General features: G+C 60.0%; 13 protein-coding genes and 1 tRNA gene. 11 read left to right on the top strand and 3 right to left on the bottom strand.

Going from position 1 to position 16,676, the window contains the following annotated elements:
- Positions 1-216 precede the first annotated feature (216 nt).
- Positions 217-301: transfer RNA gene (locus AC1RTQ_RS15340), tRNA-Leu, on the bottom strand.
- Positions 302-335: 34 nt separating this feature from the next.
- Between AC1RTQ_RS15340 and rnr the strand changes: the two genes are divergently transcribed.
- Positions 336-2,981, top strand: a complete 2,646-nt coding sequence (rnr, locus tag AC1RTQ_RS15335) for a ribonuclease R (RefSeq protein WP_492876958.1) — start codon at positions 336-338, stop codon at positions 2,979-2,981.
- Positions 2,982-3,045: 64 nt separating this feature from the next.
- Here rnr and AC1RTQ_RS15330 read toward each other — a convergent pair whose 3' ends face one another.
- Positions 3,046-4,644 (bottom strand): NAD(P)H-hydrate dehydratase, encoded by a 1,599-nt coding sequence (locus tag AC1RTQ_RS15330; protein WP_492876956.1) that lies wholly within the window; start codon positions 4,642-4,644, stop codon positions 3,046-3,048.
- 97 nt (positions 4,645-4,741) lie between these two features.
- A complete protein-coding gene (locus tag AC1RTQ_RS15325; protein ID WP_492876954.1) occupies positions 4,742-6,130 on the bottom strand; it encodes an amidase in 1,389 nt (462 codons plus the stop codon).
- 226 nt (positions 6,131-6,356) lie between these two features.
- Here AC1RTQ_RS15325 and rpsB point away from each other — a divergent pair, with 226 nt between their 5' ends.
- The 10 genes from rpsB to AC1RTQ_RS15275 all read left to right on the top strand — a co-directional run bounded on the left by rpsB (position 6,357) and on the right by AC1RTQ_RS15275 (position 16,661).
- Positions 6,357-7,109: a 30S ribosomal protein S2 gene (gene rpsB, locus AC1RTQ_RS15320; protein ID WP_034367375.1), complete on the top strand. Its 753-nt coding sequence runs from the start codon at positions 6,357-6,359 to the stop codon at positions 7,107-7,109.
- Between the two features lie 109 nt (positions 7,110-7,218).
- Positions 7,219-8,112 (top strand): translation elongation factor Ts, encoded by an 894-nt coding sequence (gene tsf / locus AC1RTQ_RS15315; protein WP_302089905.1) that lies wholly within the window; start codon positions 7,219-7,221, stop codon positions 8,110-8,112.
- Between the two features lie 93 nt (positions 8,113-8,205).
- Positions 8,206-8,928, top strand: a complete 723-nt coding sequence (gene pyrH / locus AC1RTQ_RS15310) for a UMP kinase (protein WP_302089906.1) — start codon at positions 8,206-8,208, stop codon at positions 8,926-8,928.
- A gap of 37 nt (positions 8,929-8,965) precedes the next feature.
- Entirely contained in the window at positions 8,966-9,526 is a 561-nt protein-coding gene (gene frr, locus AC1RTQ_RS15305) for a ribosome recycling factor (RefSeq protein WP_302089907.1), read from the top strand.
- A 23-nt stretch (positions 9,527-9,549) separates the two neighbouring features.
- Entirely contained in the window at positions 9,550-10,287 is a 738-nt protein-coding gene (uppS, locus tag AC1RTQ_RS15300) for a polyprenyl diphosphate synthase (protein WP_087081904.1), read from the top strand.
- A gap of 14 nt (positions 10,288-10,301) precedes the next feature.
- Positions 10,302-11,159 (top strand): phosphatidate cytidylyltransferase, encoded by an 858-nt coding sequence (locus tag AC1RTQ_RS15295; RefSeq protein WP_492876951.1) that lies wholly within the window; start codon positions 10,302-10,304, stop codon positions 11,157-11,159.
- Positions 11,156-12,334, top strand: coding sequence for a 1-deoxy-D-xylulose-5-phosphate reductoisomerase (ispC, locus tag AC1RTQ_RS15290; RefSeq protein ID WP_302089910.1), 1,179 nt, complete (start codon positions 11,156-11,158; stop codon positions 12,332-12,334). The genes AC1RTQ_RS15295 and ispC overlap by 4 nt, the downstream gene beginning before the upstream one ends.
- Positions 12,335-12,425: 91 nt before the next feature.
- Positions 12,426-13,796 carry an RIP metalloprotease RseP gene (gene rseP / locus AC1RTQ_RS15285; protein WP_492876948.1) on the top strand — a complete coding sequence of 457 codons (1,371 nt, stop codon included), beginning with the start codon at positions 12,426-12,428 and terminating at the stop codon, positions 13,794-13,796.
- Between the two features lie 43 nt (positions 13,797-13,839).
- A complete protein-coding gene (bamA, locus tag AC1RTQ_RS15280) occupies positions 13,840-16,155 on the top strand; it encodes an outer membrane protein assembly factor BamA (RefSeq protein ID WP_492876946.1) in 2,316 nt (771 codons plus the stop codon).
- A complete protein-coding gene (locus AC1RTQ_RS15275) occupies positions 16,155-16,661 on the top strand; it encodes an OmpH/Skp family outer membrane protein (protein WP_034367360.1) in 507 nt (168 codons plus the stop codon). The genes bamA and AC1RTQ_RS15275 overlap by 1 nt, the downstream gene beginning before the upstream one ends.
- The last annotated feature ends 15 nt before the right edge of the window (positions 16,662-16,676 follow it).

Below are 16,676 nucleotides of genomic sequence, written 5' to 3'. Positions count from 1 at the left end.
GGACTCGAACCTCCACGGAGTTACCCGCTAGTACCTGAAACTAGTGCGTCTACCAATTCCGCCACCTGGGCTTTCAGGGAAGCTTCGTATTGTAATGCATTTTCTTGCGTTCAATCCGAATCTTCAAATTCTCTAAGATGCCGCTTGGCTTGAAAGCATCCCTTTTGGGGAATGTTTTCCAAGTTTGTTTCAACCCTTGCAGGTTGTCGTTAAACTTGGTGCCCAGGAGAGGACTCGAACCTCCACGGAGTTACCCGCTAGTACCTGAAACTAGTGCGTCTACCAATTCCGCCACCTGGGCATCTCAGGAAAGACATAGATTGTATATCAAAAAAATGAACCCTCGCGCAAAAGTTGCCGATATGAACGAAGAAATTTTGGGCACTGTGCAGGGCCATCGCGACGGTCATGGCTTTGTCGTCCGCGACGATGGTGAGCGTGACATCTACCTTCCCCCCAATGAAATGCGTGCCGTGCTGCACAAGGACAGGGTCCAGGTGCGCATTGCCCGTCATGATCATCGCGGTCGCCCCGAAGGGCGTGTGGTGGAAATCGTGGAGCGTCCCGATCAGCCCATCATTGGTCGCTTTTTGCAGGAAAGCGGTGTCTGGCTTGTGGCCCCTGAAGACAAACGCTACGGTCAGGATGTTTTGATTCCTTCCAACGCCACAGGCGCTGCCAAGCCGGGGCAGGTGGTGGTTGTGGAGCTGACGGAGGCGCCGGCGCTGTTCGGCCAGCCTGTGGGCCGCATCATCGAGGTGCTGGGCGAAGTGGATGACCCCGGCATGGAGATCGAGATTGCGGTGCGCAAGTATGGCGTGCCGCATATCTTCTCCGACGCCTGTCTCGAGCAAGCCAAGGCGCTGCCCGAAAAAGTCCGACCCGCAGACTACAAGCACCGCATCGATCTGACCGATATTCCGCTGGTCACCATTGATGGCGAAGACGCGCGCGACTTTGACGATGCCGTGTATTGCGAGCCTGCCAAGGTGGGGCGCAGCAAGGGTTGGCGCCTGCTGGTGGCGATTGCTGACGTGAGTCACTATGTGACCACGGGCAGCGCCATTGATGTGGATGCCTACGACCGCGCCACCAGCGTGTACTTTCCGCGTCGCGTGATTCCCATGCTGCCGGAAAAGCTCAGCAACGGACTGTGCTCGCTGAACCCCGACGTCGATCGGCTGTGCATGGTCTGTGACATGCTGATCACGGCGCAAGGCGAGATTCACGCCTATCAGTTCTACCCGGCAGTGATGCACAGCCATGCGCGCTTCACCTATACCGAGGTGGCTGCAATCCTGGCCAATACGCGTGGCCCAGAAGCGGCCAAGCGCAAGGATCGCGTGCAGGACCTGCTGAATCTGTATGGTGTCTTCCAGTCTCTGCTGAAGGCCCGCGAGGCGCGTGGTGCCGTGGACTTTGAGACGACCGAGACGCAGATCGTCTGCGACGACAACGGTCGCATAGAAAAGATCGTGCCGCGCACCCGTAACGATGCGCACAAGCTGATTGAAGAGGCCATGCTGGCGGCCAATGTCTGCAGCGCAGATTTCATCGACCAGAGCGGGCAGCTTGGCCTGTTCCGCGTCCACGACAAGCCTTCGCTGGAAAAGCAGGAGATCCTGCGCAACTACCTCAAGGCCATGGGCGTGAGCATGAGCATCAGCGAGAACCCTTCGACCAAGGAGTTCCAGCAGATTGCCAATGCCACCAAGGACCGGCCGGACTCGCAGCAGATTCACACCATGCTGCTGCGCTCCATGATGCAGGCCTTCTATACGCCGGAGGGCTCGGGTCACTTCGGTTTGGCCTTTGAGGCCTATACGCACTTCACCAGCCCGATTCGTCGCTATCCCGACTTGCTGGTGCACCGCGTGATCAAGGCTGAGCTGAACGGCACGCACTACAAGCTGCCCAGCCTGCCGACGCCGGGTGAGGCCGAAGCGAAGATGGCCAAACGCCTGGCCTCGCGTGTGGTCGAGCCGGGGCAAAAGCCGCGCAAGCGCGCGGCGGCCAAGGAATTTCAGGCATGGGAGGCTGCCGGCCTGCACTGCAGTGCCAACGAGCGCCGCGCTGACGAGGCCAGCCGCGATGTGGAGGCGTGGCTCAAGTGCAAATACATGCGCGAGCATCTGGGCGAAGAATTTTCCGGCGTGGTTTCTTCGGTGACCACTTTCGGAGTCTTTGTGACGCTGGATGCCATGTATGTGGAAGGCTTGGTGCATATCACCGAGCTGGGCGGTGACTATTTCCGTTTTGATGAGGCGCGCCAGGAGTTGCGTGGCGAGCGCTCGGGTGTGCGCTACGGCATTGGCGCGCGAGTGCGGGTGCAGGTCAGTCGCGTGGATCTGGATGGACGTCGCATCGACTTCCGCCTTGTGCGCGATGGCGAGGATGGCTTGGTGCAAACACCACGCAGCGGACGTGGCCAAGCCAAGGATGAGGGGCGTGGTCGCCGCGAGTCACGTGACGAGCGCAGCGCGGGCGGCTATGCCGACAAGTGGAGTCGCCGCGATGCCAAGGCAAATCGTGCGCAGCGCAATGCCGCTGCAGGTCCGGCTTCTGCTCCCGAGCCCGATCGCGCCAAGCAGGGACGAAAGGCAGCCAAGAAAGCCATGCTGAAAAGCGTGAATCTGGCCGCACTGGAGGCAGAGTACGCACAAGAGCACGCAGCGCCTAAGCCTGAGCCTGTGATGGAGCCCGTCACAGCGGTGCAGCAAGCCAAGCCGCGCAAGGCGGCAGGCAGGAAAAAGGTTGCAGCCCTGCTTGCGCCTGCTGCTCCGGCCATCTCTGTTGCCAAGGCTGCGGTCAAGCCCGAATCCAAGTCGGTCGCAAAGCCCGCAACAAAGCCTGCAACAAAGGTCGCAGCGAAGCCTGTGGCGAAGTCGGCTTCCAAAGTCGTAAAGGCTGCGGCCCAGCCTGCGGCAGGTGCCAAGGCTGCGCCGGCAAGCAAGACCAGCAGGCGCAAGACTGAGCGCTGATTGCTCTCCTATCAAGAGCTGAAAGGCCTTGTCAGATAATGGCAAGGCCTTTGTTTTTGGTGGTTTATTGATTGCCTAGACGCACAGCCAGTGCACTGGCGCTGAATGGGCGTTCATCAGGCCAGCAATCGGCAATGTGGCCATGGCGGAATGCGGCCTGAGTCGCTGCCATATCGGCACTTTGACCCTGTGCCCATAGCGCCGCTATCAATCCGGCAAGCACATCGCCGGTGCCGCCCGTGGCCAGTCGGGCATTGCCGCTGGTATTGATCCAGGCTTGCTGCTGCGAATTGGCAGTGACCGTGCCGGATCCCTTGAGCAGCACCGTGCACTGAAATTTGCTGGCAAGCTGCAGGCAGGATTGAAGGCGGTTGGCTTGTACTTGAGCAGTACTGGTTTGCAGCAGGCGCGCGGCCTCCAGCGGGTGGGGCGTCAACACCGTGGTTTGCTGGTGTGCGGCGCGCTGGCTCAGTTGCTGTGCCAGTGCGGGGCTGGCCGCAACGGCGTTGAGTGCGTCGGCATCCAGCACCAGTCGTGGTGCTTGTGCCAGTATGTGAGGCAACCAGGCCTGCACGGCTTCGCCGCCACCGCATCCGCAGACCACGGTGGCCTGGCTCCAGTCCTGCGCGGCGGGCCGGCGCAACATGATTTCCGGCCAGGGCGCAACGCCTTGCGGTGATTGCTCGTCCAGCAAGGCCAGCATGACGCGGCCGGCACCGGCGTGCAGTGCAGCCAGTGCCGCCAGCCAGGCTGCGCCCGTCATCGACAGGCCGCGCAAGCCCAGGCCTTCGCCACCGAGCACGGCCACATCGCCAAAACTGCCTTTGTGACTGGCGTGCGGGCGTGCTCTTGAGGAGGCAAGGCCTGCTGGGTTGCTCAGATGCGCTTTGGGCTGTGCTGCAGCGGCTGGGCTGGGCGAGTTTGGTGCGTCGGGAGCGCTGGCAATGCCGCAGCTCAGGTCGTCCCACCAGATTTGTCCGCAGGCATCGCGGCCCTGGCCGGTGAACAGGCCGGGCTGCAGGGTCAGCAAGGCAAGCGTGTGGCGCCGTTGGTCGGCGGCGATAGGGCCGGGCGCGAATTCCCTCGGATATTGACCGGTATCGGCATCGAGGCCTGAAGCAATGTCTACACAGAGTACGTTGCAGGTGCAATGCTGAACCTGGGTCAGCAACTGCAGCAGGCGCTGATCGGCAGTCGAGGTCTTGTCAGAAGTGCGCGGGCTCAGTCCTATGCCCAGCAGCGCGTCGACGCATAGGTCTTGTGGTCCCAGGTCGGTGGGGGCGTCATTGAGCCATTGCACGCCAGCCTGCAGGGCTGTATTGCGGGAAATCTGCGCATCGGACGGAAGTTCGGCAGGTGCGCGCACTTCGCTGACCATGATTTGCGCATGGGGCAGCATGGTCCTGAGCTGCGCCGCCGCCTCGAAGCCGTCGCCGCCGTTGTTGCCAGGGCCGCAGGCAATCCAGATGCGTTGTGCGTGCGGGGCTATTGCCATTGCCAGTTTGGCGATGGCAAGGCCTGCGCGCTCCATCAGTGCGTGAGGTGGCAGGCGGTCGGCGCAAGCCTTCTCGATCTGCCGCGTGGCGGCGGTGCTGAACAGCGGCCAGCCTTGACCAGCGGAAATGGAGGCGGGCGGGGTGTCGGTGGGGGAAATGCGCAGCATGGTCCGAGGATAGCCTCCGGCCGCGCATTTGTGGGTTTTGATGATTTTTGCCTTGTTGACCAATAGCCATAAGCGGTCATAGCTACAAAAATGGGAGTCAGTCGCGATTGAGCACGGCTTCGATGCCCGCGCTGATATTCAGGATGGCATCGTCGTGCAGGGCGGCATGCCAGATCATCAGACCCATGGGGAGTTCGTTCGGGTTGTGGCACGGCAGTGACAGGGCGCAGCCGTCCAGCATATTGATCACGCTGGTATTGCGCAGCAGCAGGCTGTTGACGCGGAAGAATTCTTCGTCACGCTTGAGGTCGGCTGCGGCGTCGATCCCGTTGGCCGGGGCGACGGATGCAGTCGTGGGGGCTGTGATCGGTGTGGTGGGCGAGAGCAGGGCGTCATAGCTGGCCAGGGCGCTCTCCATCCTGGTAATCCAGTGCTTGCGCGCGGCCAGCAGGTCCAGATAGTCGGCAGCGCTCATGCTCGCGCCGCGCTCTATGCGCGAGCGCACCCGGGGATCGTAGAGCGCGGCTTTGGCGGGATCCTGCAGATGGCGCCGGTGCCAGGCATAGCTTTCGGTGGGCGAGAAACCGCCGATGATGTTGATGCCGTCCAGCTCCTCCAGCTCGGGCAAGTCAATCCACTCGATCTGTGCGCCGTCGGCCTGGAGCTTGGCGATGCTGCGTTCGAAGGCGCTGCGCACGGCAGGTTCGATCTGCTCGAAGAAGAGGGGGCGCGGCACAGCCAGGCGCCACTGGCTCAGGCTACGTTCGTCCTTGGCGACTTCGCGCCCGGCCAGAATCTCGTGCAGCAGCACGGCGTCGCGCACGCTGCGGGTGATGGCACAAGCGGTATCCAGTGTGGGCGATAGAGGCACTGTCCCTTCGGTGGGGACCAGTCTGGCAGTGCTTTTGAAGCCAACCAGGCCGTTGAGCGCAGCGGGAATGCGGATGGAGCCGCCGGTGTCCGAGCCCAGGGCTGCCCAGGCCGCGCCGCTGGCGACGGAAACGGCCGCTCCTGACGAGGAGCCACCGGGAATGCGTGCCGGCCATGTGGGCGCCAGCTGAGGGTTGGCGGGGTGGCGGGCATCCAGTGCGGCCGGGGTGCCGAAATGCGGGTTCACGCCCACGCCGGAAAAAGCGAACTCGACCATATGGGTGCGGCCGATGATGGCCGCGCCTGCCGCGCGCAGGCGGGCAACAGCGGTGGCGTCTGCCCGGGCGACGGGCGCATCCTGCAGCACCAGGGAGCTGGCGGCGCTGCGCGTGCCTTGCGTGTCGAACAGATCCTTGACCGAGATGGCCAGGCCGGCCAGGGGCGTAGTGGACGGTGTTTCTGCAGCAGCCCAGCGTGCCTCGTCAAAAAAAGTCTGGCTGAAAACGTTGGCGCACAAGGGGCTTCGCGCGGCAGCGATGCTCATTTGCATGAGGTTTGTGGCGCTTTGGCGGCCTTCGCGGATCTCAAGAGCGACGTGACTGAGGTCGAGTTGCATGGCAGTGTGCTAAAATTTTGCGGCTTTGCTAAGGGTTAGTCCGTGAGGATTGACTTGAAAAGCTCTGAAGGTGATTGATGCGATGGCGTTTTGCGTGTTGCAGCAATTGCTTTTAAGTCGGCAAGGCAAATAGCAAACCGGCCTATTCAAGGTGTTGCGATCGCTTTTTTCAAGGCGGCTGCAATCGTTGGGCCGGATTTTAGACCCAACCTTTGAGGTAATTAACATGGCAGTAACAATGCGCGAGATGCTGGAAGCCGGCGTCCACTTCGGTCACCAAACTCGTTTCTGGAATCCCAAGATGGCTCCGTTCATCTTCGGTGCCCGCAACAAGATCCACATCATCAACCTGGAAAAGTCCCTGCCGATGTTCCAGGAAGCCCAGAAGTTCGCCAAGCAGCTGACTGCTAACGGCGGCACCATCCTGATGGTGGGTACAAAGCGTCAGGCCCGTGAGCTGGTGGCCGAAGAAGCCAAGCGCGCTGGCGTGCCCTTCGTTGACCAGCGCTGGCTGGGCGGCATGCTGACCAACTTCAAGACCGTCAAGACCTCCATCAAGCGTCTGAAGGATATGAAGGCTCAGCAAGAAGCTGGTCTGGAATCCATGTCCAAGAAGGAACAGCTGATGTTCGTTCGCGAACTGGAAAAGCTGGAAAAGGACATCGGCGGCATTCAGGATATGAACGGTCTGCCCGACGCCATTTTCGTGATCGACGTGGGCTTCCACAAGATCGCTATCGCTGAAGCCAAGAAGCTGGGCATTCCTCTGGTCGGCGTGGTTGACACCAACCACAACCCCGAAGGTATCGACTACGTGATCCCCGGTAACGACGACTCCGCCAAGGCAGTCGAGCTGTACGCCCGCGGTATCGCTGACGCGATCCTGGAAGGCCGTGAAGCCCGTCTGAACGACGTGGTGAAGGCTGCTGCTGGTGACAACGGCGACGAATTCGTGGAAGTGGAAGCGTCCGCCGCCTAAGCGAAGTCCGGCTGCGCGACCGCATCGCGAAAAAAAAGCGGGGCTCTAGGTAGCCCCGTTTTTTTAGCCGGAATCCTGTAACGAATCGAACTGATACTGGAGAAATACGATGGCAATTACTGCAAGCATGGTCGCTGAACTGCGCGCCAAGACCGACGCCCCCATGATGGAATGCAAGAAGGCTCTGACAGAAGCTGATGGCGATATGGCCAAGGCTGAAGAGTTGCTGCGCGTCAAGCTGGGTACCAAGGCTGGCAAGGCCGCTTCCCGCGTGACTGCTGAAGGCGTTGTGGCTGCTTTCATCGACGGCGGCAAGGGCGGCCTGATCGAAGTGAACAGCGAAACCGACTTCGTGTCCAAGAACGACAGCTTCATGGCCATGGCTAACGCCGCTGCCAAGCTGGTCGCTGAGCACAACCCCGCTGACCTGGACGCTCTGGGCGCTCTGGCCTACGAACAAGACGGCTACGGCCCCACTCTGGAAGATGTGCGCAAGGGCCTGATCGGCAAGATCGGCGAAAACATGTCTTTCCGTCGCTTCAAGGCTTTCAGCGGCGCTGGCTTGGCTGCCTACGTGCACGGCACCCGCATTGGCGTGGTGGTCGAGTTCGACGGCGACGCTGCTGCTGCCAAGGACGTGGCAATGCACGTGGCTGCCATGAAGCCCGTGGCTCTGACTTCCGCTGACGTGCCTGCTGACCTGATCGCCAAGGAACGCGCTGTGGCCGAAGGCAAGGCAGCCGAATCGGGCAAGCCTGCTGACATCGTTTCCAAGATGGTTGAAGGCTCCGTGCAGAAGTACCTGAAGGAAGTGTCCCTGGCTGACCAGGTCTTTGTGAAGGCTGCTGACGGCAAGCAAACCGTGGCTCAGATGCTCAAGGCTGCCAACACCAATGTGAAGGCGTTCACGATGTATGTCGTGGGTGAAGGCATTGAGAAGAAGACTGACGACTTCGCCGCTGAAGTGGCTGCCCAGGTGGCAGCAGCCAAGGCTGGTGCTTAAACCTAAGCCTTAGCAACAATCGCGGCCTAGAGCCGCGATTGATTTATTCCCCTCCCGTTTTCATACTCATTCAACTTCCATCGGAGAAACACCATGTCCAACGCCATTCCAGCCCACAAGCGCATCTTGCTCAAGCTGTCGGGGGAGGCGTTAATGGGAGATGACCAGTTCGGCATCAACCGTGCAACCATCGAGCGCATGGTGGCTGAGATCGTGGAAGTGACCAAGGTGGGTGTGCAGGTTGCCGTGGTGATCGGCGGCGGCAACATCTTCCGCGGCGTGGCAGGCGGCTCGGTCGGCATGGACCGTGCGACTGCCGACTATATGGGCATGCTGGCCACGGTGATGAACGCGCTGGCTCTGGCAGATGCCATGGACAAGCAGGGTTTGACGGCTCGCGTGATGTCCGCCATTGCTATCGAGCAGGTGGTCGAGCCCTATGTGCGTCCCAAGGCGCTGCAGTACCTGGAAGAGGGCAAGGTCGTGGTGTTTGCTGCCGGTACGGGCAATCCCTTCTTCACCACCGACACGGCCGCTGCACTGCGTGGTGCTGAAATCGGTGCCGAAGTCGTGCTCAAGGCCACCAAGGTGGATGGCGTGTACACGGCTGACCCGCTCAAGGATCCTTCGGCCACGCGTTACGACAAGCTGGCTTTCGATGAGGCCATTTCGCGCAATCTGGGCATCATGGATGCAACGGCTTTCGCCCTGTGCCGCGACCAGAAGCTGCCGATTCGCGTGTTCTCCATCGTCAAGCCCGGCGCACTTAAGCGAGTGGTCATGGGTGAAGACGAAGGCACTCTGGTGTACGCTTGAGCGTTTTGCCGCCACATGCCCGCAAAGGAACAAGAACATGACGATCGCTGAAATCAAAAAGAACACCGAAACCAAGATGGGTCAGTCCATCGAGGCTCTGAAGAACAACCTGGCCCGCGTGCGTACCGGACGTGCGAATCCCGCGCTGCTGGATGCCATTCATGTCGAGTACTACGGCTCCATGGTGCCTCTGTCCCAGGTGGCCAATGTGTCTTTGCTGGATGCCCGCACGATCAGCGTGCAGCCTTGGGAAAAGAACATGGCTGCCAAGGTGGAAAAGGCCATTCGCGAGAGCGATCTGGGCCTGAATCCCGCCTCCATGGGCGATCTGATTCGCGTGCCTATGCCTCCCATGAGCGAAGAGCGTCGCAGGGAAATGACCAAGCTGGCGCGCAACGAAGGCGAGAACGCCAAGATTGCCGTTCGCAACCTGCGCCGCGATGCCAACGAAGGCGTGAAGAAGCTGGTCAAGGACAAGGAAGCCTCTGAAGACGATCAGAAGCGCTCCGAAGCCGAAATCCAGAAGATCACCGACAAGCATATTGCCGAGATCGATACGCTGGTGGCGGCCAAGGAACAGGACATCATGGCGGTCTGAGTCTTTTCAAAGGACTTGTACTTTTGACATCCAAGAAAAACGGCGCGGTTCCGCGCCATATCGCCGTCATCATGGACGGTAACGGACGGTGGGCCAAACGCCGTCTGCTTCCACGTCTTGCTGGTCACAAGCAGGGTGTAGAGTCCCTGCGCCGCTGCGCTCGCGCCTGCGTCGAGCGTGGCGTGCAGGTGCTCACGGTGTTTGCGTTTTCCTCCGAGAACTGGAACCGACCACAGGAAGAGGTCTCGGGCCTCATGAGTCTGCTGGCCAATGCCCTGGCCAAGGAAGTTGCTCAACTCAGCCGCGACGGCGTGCGCCTGTACTTTGTTGGCGACCGCCAGGGGCTGAGCGACAAGGTTCGGGAGGGTTTGGCAGAGGCCGAGCGCATCACCGCCCACAACACGCGTCTGGTTCTCAACGTCTGCTTCAACTACGGTGGCCGCTGGGATATTGCCCAGGCTGCACAGAGGCTGGTGGCCCAGGGGTTGGAGCTGACTCCCGAGAATCTGGACAGAGCCATGGCCTTGGCCCATGTGCCGGATCCTGATCTCATGATCCGCACCGGCGGTGAAACTCGAATCAGCAATTTCCTGCTCTGGCAGGCTGCTTATACAGAGCTGTTTTTCAGCAATGCCCTGTGGCCTGACTTCGACGAGGCGGCTCTTGACGAGGCCATTGCCGTGTTTGGCGGTCGTGAGCGCCGCTTCGGCCAGACTTCCGAGCAGATTCAACCATCATCTACCGTCACCTTGACGGTTTAACCATAAGAGGTGCCATGCTCAAGCAGCGCGTCATTACCGCCTTGATCTTGCTGGCCATTTTGCTGCCGGCACTGTTTTATACGGCCAGCACCGTGCCCTTTGCCGCACTGATGCTGTTGTTCATGGCGGCTGGTGCCTGGGAGTGGGGGCGACTCAATGGTTTTGGGCAGGCAGGCTCGCTGGGCCTGGGTGCTGTCTGTACGGCGCTGTGCGCCGGCTCCTGGTGGGCCGGCTGGGTTGATCAGCCTCTGCCCACGGTGTGGCTGATTGCGGGTTCCCTCTGGGTGCTGGGGGGCGTGCTGCTGCTGCGCGCGGGCGTGGCGGGCTGGCCGCATATTCCGGCAGCAGTTCGTCTGGTCGGCGGCGTGCTGGCATTGTGGCTGGCCTGGCTGGCCGTGGTGCAGGCGCGCAATATCGGCATCAACTTCCTGCTGTCGGTGCTGGTGCTGGTCTGGGTGGCTGATGTCTTTGCCTATTTTGCAGGCCGCACTTTCGGCCTGAAGTTCACCAGGAACAAGCTCGCTCCTTCCATCAGTCCCGGCAAGAGCTGGGAAGGTGTCTGGGGTGGCATGCTGGGGGTGATTGTTCTGGCTCTGGTCTGGAGCTGGGCTGATCGCCATTACGGCGCCGGTGTTCCCAGTTTCTATTCGGTGCTGCAGTCGCGCGGACTTTGGTTTCTGCTGCTGGCTGCGGTGTTTATGGCTGCGATGAGTGTGGTGGGCGACCTGGTCGAATCCCTCATCAAGCGCAGCGTCGGTGTCAAGGACAGCAGCGGCTTGCTGCCCGGCCATGGTGGTGTCCTGGATCGCATTGATGCTCTCCTGCCCACACTGCCGTTGGCGATGATGCTCTCATCCTTTGTGCATCCATGAAGCAGAAAATCACGGTTCTGGGTTCTACCGGTTCCATCGGAACCAATACCCTGGATGTGGTGGCGCGCCACCCTGAACAATACGAAATCTTCGCGCTGAGTGCGGCCACGCAAGTGGATCTGATGCTCAGGCAATGCGCGCAGTTCAAGCCGCAGTTCGCTGTGATGGCCAGTGCGCCTCATGCTCGTCAACTGGCTGAGGCAATCAAGCAAAACGGACTCCAGACACAGGTTCTTCAGCAGCGGGATGCTCTTGAAGTGATTGCGTCGCATCCTGATGTGGATGCCGTCATGGGTGCGATTGTTGGAGCGGCCGGTCTGGCACCCTGTCTGGCGGCTGCCAAGGCCGGCAAGCGTCTGCTGCTGGCCAACAAGGAGGCCCTGGTGGTGGGCGGCGCGCTGTTCATGGATACTGTCAAGCGCCATGGTGCCACTTTGCTGCCCATCGACAGCGAGCATTCGGCCATCTTCCAGTGCCTTCCCGAGGACAGCAGCACATGGACTGATCGCGTCGACTCCTTGCTGTTGACGGCATCGGGCGGTCCGTTCCGCCAGCGTGATCCGGCGACACTGTCCGAAATCACGCCCGAGCAGGCTTGCTCGCACCCCAACTTCTCCATGGGGCGCAAGATCTCGGTGGACTCGGCCACCATGATGAACAAGGCGCTGGAGGTGATCGAGGCGCGCTGGCTGTTCGATATGGCGCCCGAGAAGATCAAGGTGGTGATCCATCCGCAGCAGATCGTGCACTCCATGGTGCAGTTCAAGGATTCTTCCGTACTCGCTCAGCTGGGTACGCCCGATATGCGGGTGCCGATTGCCTGCGGTCTGGCCTGGCCCGAGCGCATTGAGAGCGGTGCACCTGTGCTGGATTTCGCCAAGCTGGCGGCGCTGACCTTCGAGGAGGCGGATGTGCACCGCTTTCCGGGCCTGCATCTGTCCTGGCAGGCGCTGCGCGCGCCCGAGGGCACGACCACGGTGCTCAATGCCGCGAACGAAGTGGCTGTCGCCGCATTCCTGGAGCGTCGCCTGTCGTTTGACCGCATTCATGCCCTCAATCTGCAGACGCTGGAATCCGTTCAACCTGGTGCCGTAGGCAGTCTGCAGGAGTTGATGGCGCTCGATGAGCGAGCGCGCGAGCGTGCGGCAGACATAGCGAGGCAGTGGGCGCGCTGATCTGGCGTCCACTTCGGGTGCTTGAGGAGTTGCGGTTGAACTTGCGGCCTGCGGCACACTCCAAGCATTGATTGGCATTAAGGAGTTTCAGGTGTTGCTGACGGTTGTGGCTTTCATCGTGGCGCTCGGCGTTCTGATTGCAGTGCATGAGTGGGGCCACTATCGTGTTGCCGTGGCCTGCGGTGTCAAGGTGCTGCGTTACTCCGTGGGCTTTGGCAAGCCGCTGTTGCGCTGGGTCGGCAAGAAGTCGGGCACCGAGTATGTGATTGCGGCGCTGCCTCTGGGCGGCTATGTGCGCATGCTTGACGAACGTGAGGGCGAGGTCAGGCCCGAGGAAAAACATCTGGCCTTCAACAATCAGCCCCTGCGCTCACGTGCAGCCATTGTTGCCGCGGGACCTGTGGCCAATCTGGTGCTGGCCGTGGCGCTGCTGGCGGTGGTCAACTGGGTGGGTACCAACGAGCCGGCAGCCCGACTTGCGGCTCCTGCGGAAGGCACGCTGCTGCATCAGGCTGGTATTCAAAGTGGCGACTGGGTGCAGCGTGTCTCCGTGGGTGGACGGGAATGGCAGCCTGTGCGTGCCCTGGGTGATTTGCGCTGGCTGGTGACGACAGCTGCCATTGAAGGTGAAACCTTGCAGTTGGAGGTGGCGGCACAGGAGCATGGCGCGGGGCGTGTCGTGCCGCTCGATCTTGCTTCTTTGCAACAAAAGGAACCAGATGCGGCTTTCTTTGACAAGGTCGGGCTGCAGGGAGCCTGGAGTCGTCCGGTCATAGAAGAGGTTGTTGCAGGTGGCCCGGCAGAAAAGGCGGGTCTGCAAAAAGGCGATGTGTTGCTCAGCATCGATGGCCATGCCGCTCAGGATGGCGCTCAGGCGCGTGCCGCGATTCGTGCCTCGGGTGCATCCGGGCAAGTCGAGCCGCAGGCCTGGGTTGTGGAGCGTAAGGGTCAGCGTCTGAATCTGCAGGTGCAGCCGGAAATAGTACCTGGCAAGGATGGGCAAGCTGCAACGGCACGTGTGAACGCCTTTATTGGCAGCCAGCCCGAGATGGTGCTGGTGCGCCATGGCTTTCTGGATGGCTTGAGTGCCGGTGTGCACAAGACCTGGGAGCTGTCCTCCATGACACTGCGCATGATGGGGCGCATGCTGATCGGTCAGGCCTCGCTCAAGAATATCAGCGGTCCTTTGACGATCGCAGACTATGCAGGCAAGTCCGCCAGCATGGGGCTGGTGCAATACCTGTCATTCCTCGCGCTTATCAGCATCAGCCTGGGCGTTCTCAACCTGCTACCATTGCCCGTTCTGGATGGTGGGCACCTGATGTATTATCTTTGGGAAGGTTTGACGGGGCGCAGTGTCTCTGATGTCTGGGCTGAAAGAATGCAGCGTGCAGGCGTCGCAGTCATATTGCTGATGATGTCAGTCGCCTTTTTCAACGATATCAACCGGCTCTGGGGCTAATTTTTACCGCTACGGTAGGCCGCATTCGCGGCGATTTCCACTCATGAAAAAACATTTCAATCGCTTGGGCATGCGCTCTGCAACTGCCCTGGCTGCTATGGTTTTAGCTGCGCAAGCGGCATGGGCATTGGAGCCCTTCAAAGTTCAAGATATCCGCGTCGAGGGTTTGCAGCGAGTGGAGGCCGGTACGGTGTTCGCTTCCATGCCTTTGCGCGTGGGTGATGACTACAACGACGAAAAGGGCGCTGCTGCCATTCGTTCGCTGTTTGCCCTGGGTCTGTTCAAGGACGTGCGCCTCGAAGCCAATGGCAATGTGCTGGTGGTGGTGGTGGAAGAGCGCCCCACCATTGCCGAGGTGAACTTTGCCGGCACCAAGGAGTTTGACAAGGACACTCTGCTCAAGGCCATGCGTGACGTGGGGCTGGCCGATGGCCGTCCTTTCGACAAGGCGCTGGCTGATCGCGCCGAGCAAGAGCTCAAGCGCCAGTACATCAACCGCAGCCTGTATGGCGCTGAAGTGGTGACCACGGTGACGCCTATCGAGCGCAACCGAGTGAACCTGACCTTCACCGTCTCCGAAGGTGAGCCGGCCAAGATCAACGAAATCCACATTGTGGGCAACAAGGCCTTCAAGGAATCGACGCTCAAGGACTTGTTCGATCAGGACACCGGCAACTGGATGAGCTGGTACACCAAGTCTGACCGTTATGCGCGCAACAAGCTCAATGCCGACCTGGAGTCGCTGCGCTCCTACTATCTGCAGCGCGGCTATCTGGAGTTCCGTGTGGAGTCCACACAGGTTGCCATTTCTCCGGACAAGCAAAATATCGGCCTGACCGTGAATATTCACGAAGGCAATCAGTATGTGGTCTCCGGCGTGAAGCTCGATGGCAACTACCTGGATCGTGACGACGAGTTCAAGTCGCTGGTCAAGATCAAGCCCGGTGAGCCTTATAACGCCGACCAGGTTTCCGAGACCGTCAAGGCTTTTACCGACTATTACAGCAATTTCGGTTTTGCCTTCGCCAAGGTGGAGGCCGTGCCCGAGATCGATCGCGCCAACAATCGTGTGGCCATCGTGTTGCAAGCACAGCCTTCGCGTCGCGCCTATATCCGTCGCATCAGCGTCAGCGGCAACAACAAGACCCGCGACGAAGTGATTCGCCGCGAGTTCCGTCAGTTCGAGGCCTCCTGGTATGACGGCCAGAAGATCAAGCTGTCGCGCGACCGTGTGGACCGTTTGGGCTTCTTTACCCAGGTCGACATTGAAACCCAGGAAGTGCCCGGCTCTCCCGATCAGGTCGATCTGATGATCAATGTGGTTGAGAAGCCCACAGGCTCGATTCAGCTGGGCGCAGGTTTTTCCAGTGCTGAAAAGGTCTCGCTGTCCTTCGGCATCAAGCAGGAAAACGTGTTCGGCTCGGGCAACTACCTGGGTCTGGATGTCAATACCAGCAAGTACAACCGCACCATGGTGGTGTCGACAACCAATCCGTACTTCACGGATACCGGTATCTCGCGCACCTATGACCTGTACTACCGCACCGTCCGTCCCTACTATGACGATGGCGCCTACAAGATCATCACCAAGGGTGCCAGCGTGCGCTTTGGCGTGCCCTTCAGCGAAGTGGACACCATCTTCTTCGGTGCCGGTGTCGAAGGCAATGAGATCAAGCCTGGCACCTATATGCCGGCGGTCTATAACGAGTATTGCGGCGGGGCCGTGGGCGCGAATGTCGGCTGCTCCAAGACCGGCATTCCTCTGACGCTGGGATGGTCTCGTGATAACCGCGACAGCGCGCTGGCTCCCAATGCCGGCCGCTATCAGCGTGTGAATCTGGAAGCCTCGTTCATGAGCGATATGCGCTATGCGAAGGCCAACTACCAGATTCAGCAATATATTCCGCTGAACAAGAAGTACACGATTGCCCTGAACGGTGAACTGGGCTGGGGCAAGGGCCTGGGCGGTAATCCCTATCCTATTTTCAAGAATTTCTATTCGGGTGGTCTGGGCTCGGTGCGTGGCTTTGAGCAAGGCTCTCTGGGACGTCGTGACTCAGTGAATACCAATCTGGCCTTGGGCGGTACGCGCAAGTTGACCTTGAATGGCGAATTCATGGTCCCGTTCCCAGGTGCCGGTAATGACAGAACACTGCGTCTGTTCGGCTTTGTGGACGTGGGTAATGTGTGGGCGGAAGGTGAAAGCATGGATCTGGGAACCTTGCGTGCTTCCACCGGTATCGGTATTAGTTGGATTTCGCCGCTGGGTCCTCTGCGTTTGGCGTATGCTCAGCCAATCCGTAAGGAAACCGGCGATAGAATCCAGAAACTGCAATTCCAAATCGGAACATCTTTCTAATGAAATCTCTCTCTAGCCATCTTTCTTTGGCTGTGCTGCTTGGCGCCATGGCCGTCTCTGCGCATGCACAGGAATTCAAGGCCGGTTTTGTGAACACGGATCGTATCTTCCGTGAGGCATCCGCTGCCAAGGCTGCCCAAGCCAAGCTTGAGCAGGAGTTTTCTAAGCGTGAAAAGGATTTGGTCGATCAGGGCAATTCCTTGAAGACCGCCTCGGACAAGTTCGAGCGTGAAGCTACCACCATGTCCGAGAGCCAGCGTGCTTCGCGCCAGCGTCAGCTGGTGGATCAGGATCGTGAATTCCAGCGCAAGCGCCGTGAATTTCAGGAAGACCTGAACGCTCGCAAGAATGAAGAGCTGGCCACCGTGCTGGATCGTGCGAACAAGGTTGTCAAGCAAGTGGCCGAGACCGAAAAGTACGACGTCATCTTGCAAGAAGCCGTGTATATCAATCCCAAGTTTGATATCACCGACAAGGTCATCAAGGCCCTGAACGGCGCAAAGTAATCCCAAGGATACTTT

The sequence above is a fragment of the Comamonas sp. GW821-FHT11H03 genome (assembly GCF_058807955.1).
Note: the sequence above shows the minus strand (reverse complement) of the source record. Positions and strands in the feature narration are given on the sequence as shown.

Excerpts from the sequence above, each read along its gene's own strand:
- frr (WP_302089907.1), top strand. The coding sequence starts at position 8,966 with ATGACGATCGCTGAAATCAAAAAGAACACCGAAACCAAGATGGGTCAG.
- tsf (WP_302089905.1), top strand. The coding sequence starts at position 7,219 with ATGGCAATTACTGCAAGCATGGTCGCTGAACTGCGCGCCAAGACCGAC.
- rnr (WP_492876958.1), top strand. The coding sequence starts at position 336 with ATGAACCCTCGCGCAAAAGTTGCCGATATGAACGAAGAAATTTTGGGC.
- AC1RTQ_RS15325 (WP_492876954.1), bottom strand. The coding sequence starts at position 6,130 with ATGCAACTCGACCTCAGTCACGTCGCTCTTGAGATCCGCGAAGGCCGC.
- pyrH (WP_302089906.1), top strand. The coding sequence starts at position 8,206 with ATGTCCAACGCCATTCCAGCCCACAAGCGCATCTTGCTCAAGCTGTCG.
- ispC (WP_302089910.1), top strand. The coding sequence starts at position 11,156 with ATGAAGCAGAAAATCACGGTTCTGGGTTCTACCGGTTCCATCGGAACC.
- AC1RTQ_RS15295 (WP_492876951.1), top strand. The coding sequence starts at position 10,302 with ATGCTCAAGCAGCGCGTCATTACCGCCTTGATCTTGCTGGCCATTTTG.
- bamA (WP_492876946.1), top strand. The coding sequence starts at position 13,840 with ATGAAAAAACATTTCAATCGCTTGGGCATGCGCTCTGCAACTGCCCTG.
- rpsB (WP_034367375.1), top strand. The coding sequence starts at position 6,357 with ATGGCAGTAACAATGCGCGAGATGCTGGAAGCCGGCGTCCACTTCGGT.
- AC1RTQ_RS15330 (WP_492876956.1), bottom strand. The coding sequence starts at position 4,644 with ATGCTGCGCATTTCCCCCACCGACACCCCGCCCGCCTCCATTTCCGCT.
- AC1RTQ_RS15275 (WP_034367360.1), top strand. The coding sequence starts at position 16,155 with ATGAAATCTCTCTCTAGCCATCTTTCTTTGGCTGTGCTGCTTGGCGCC.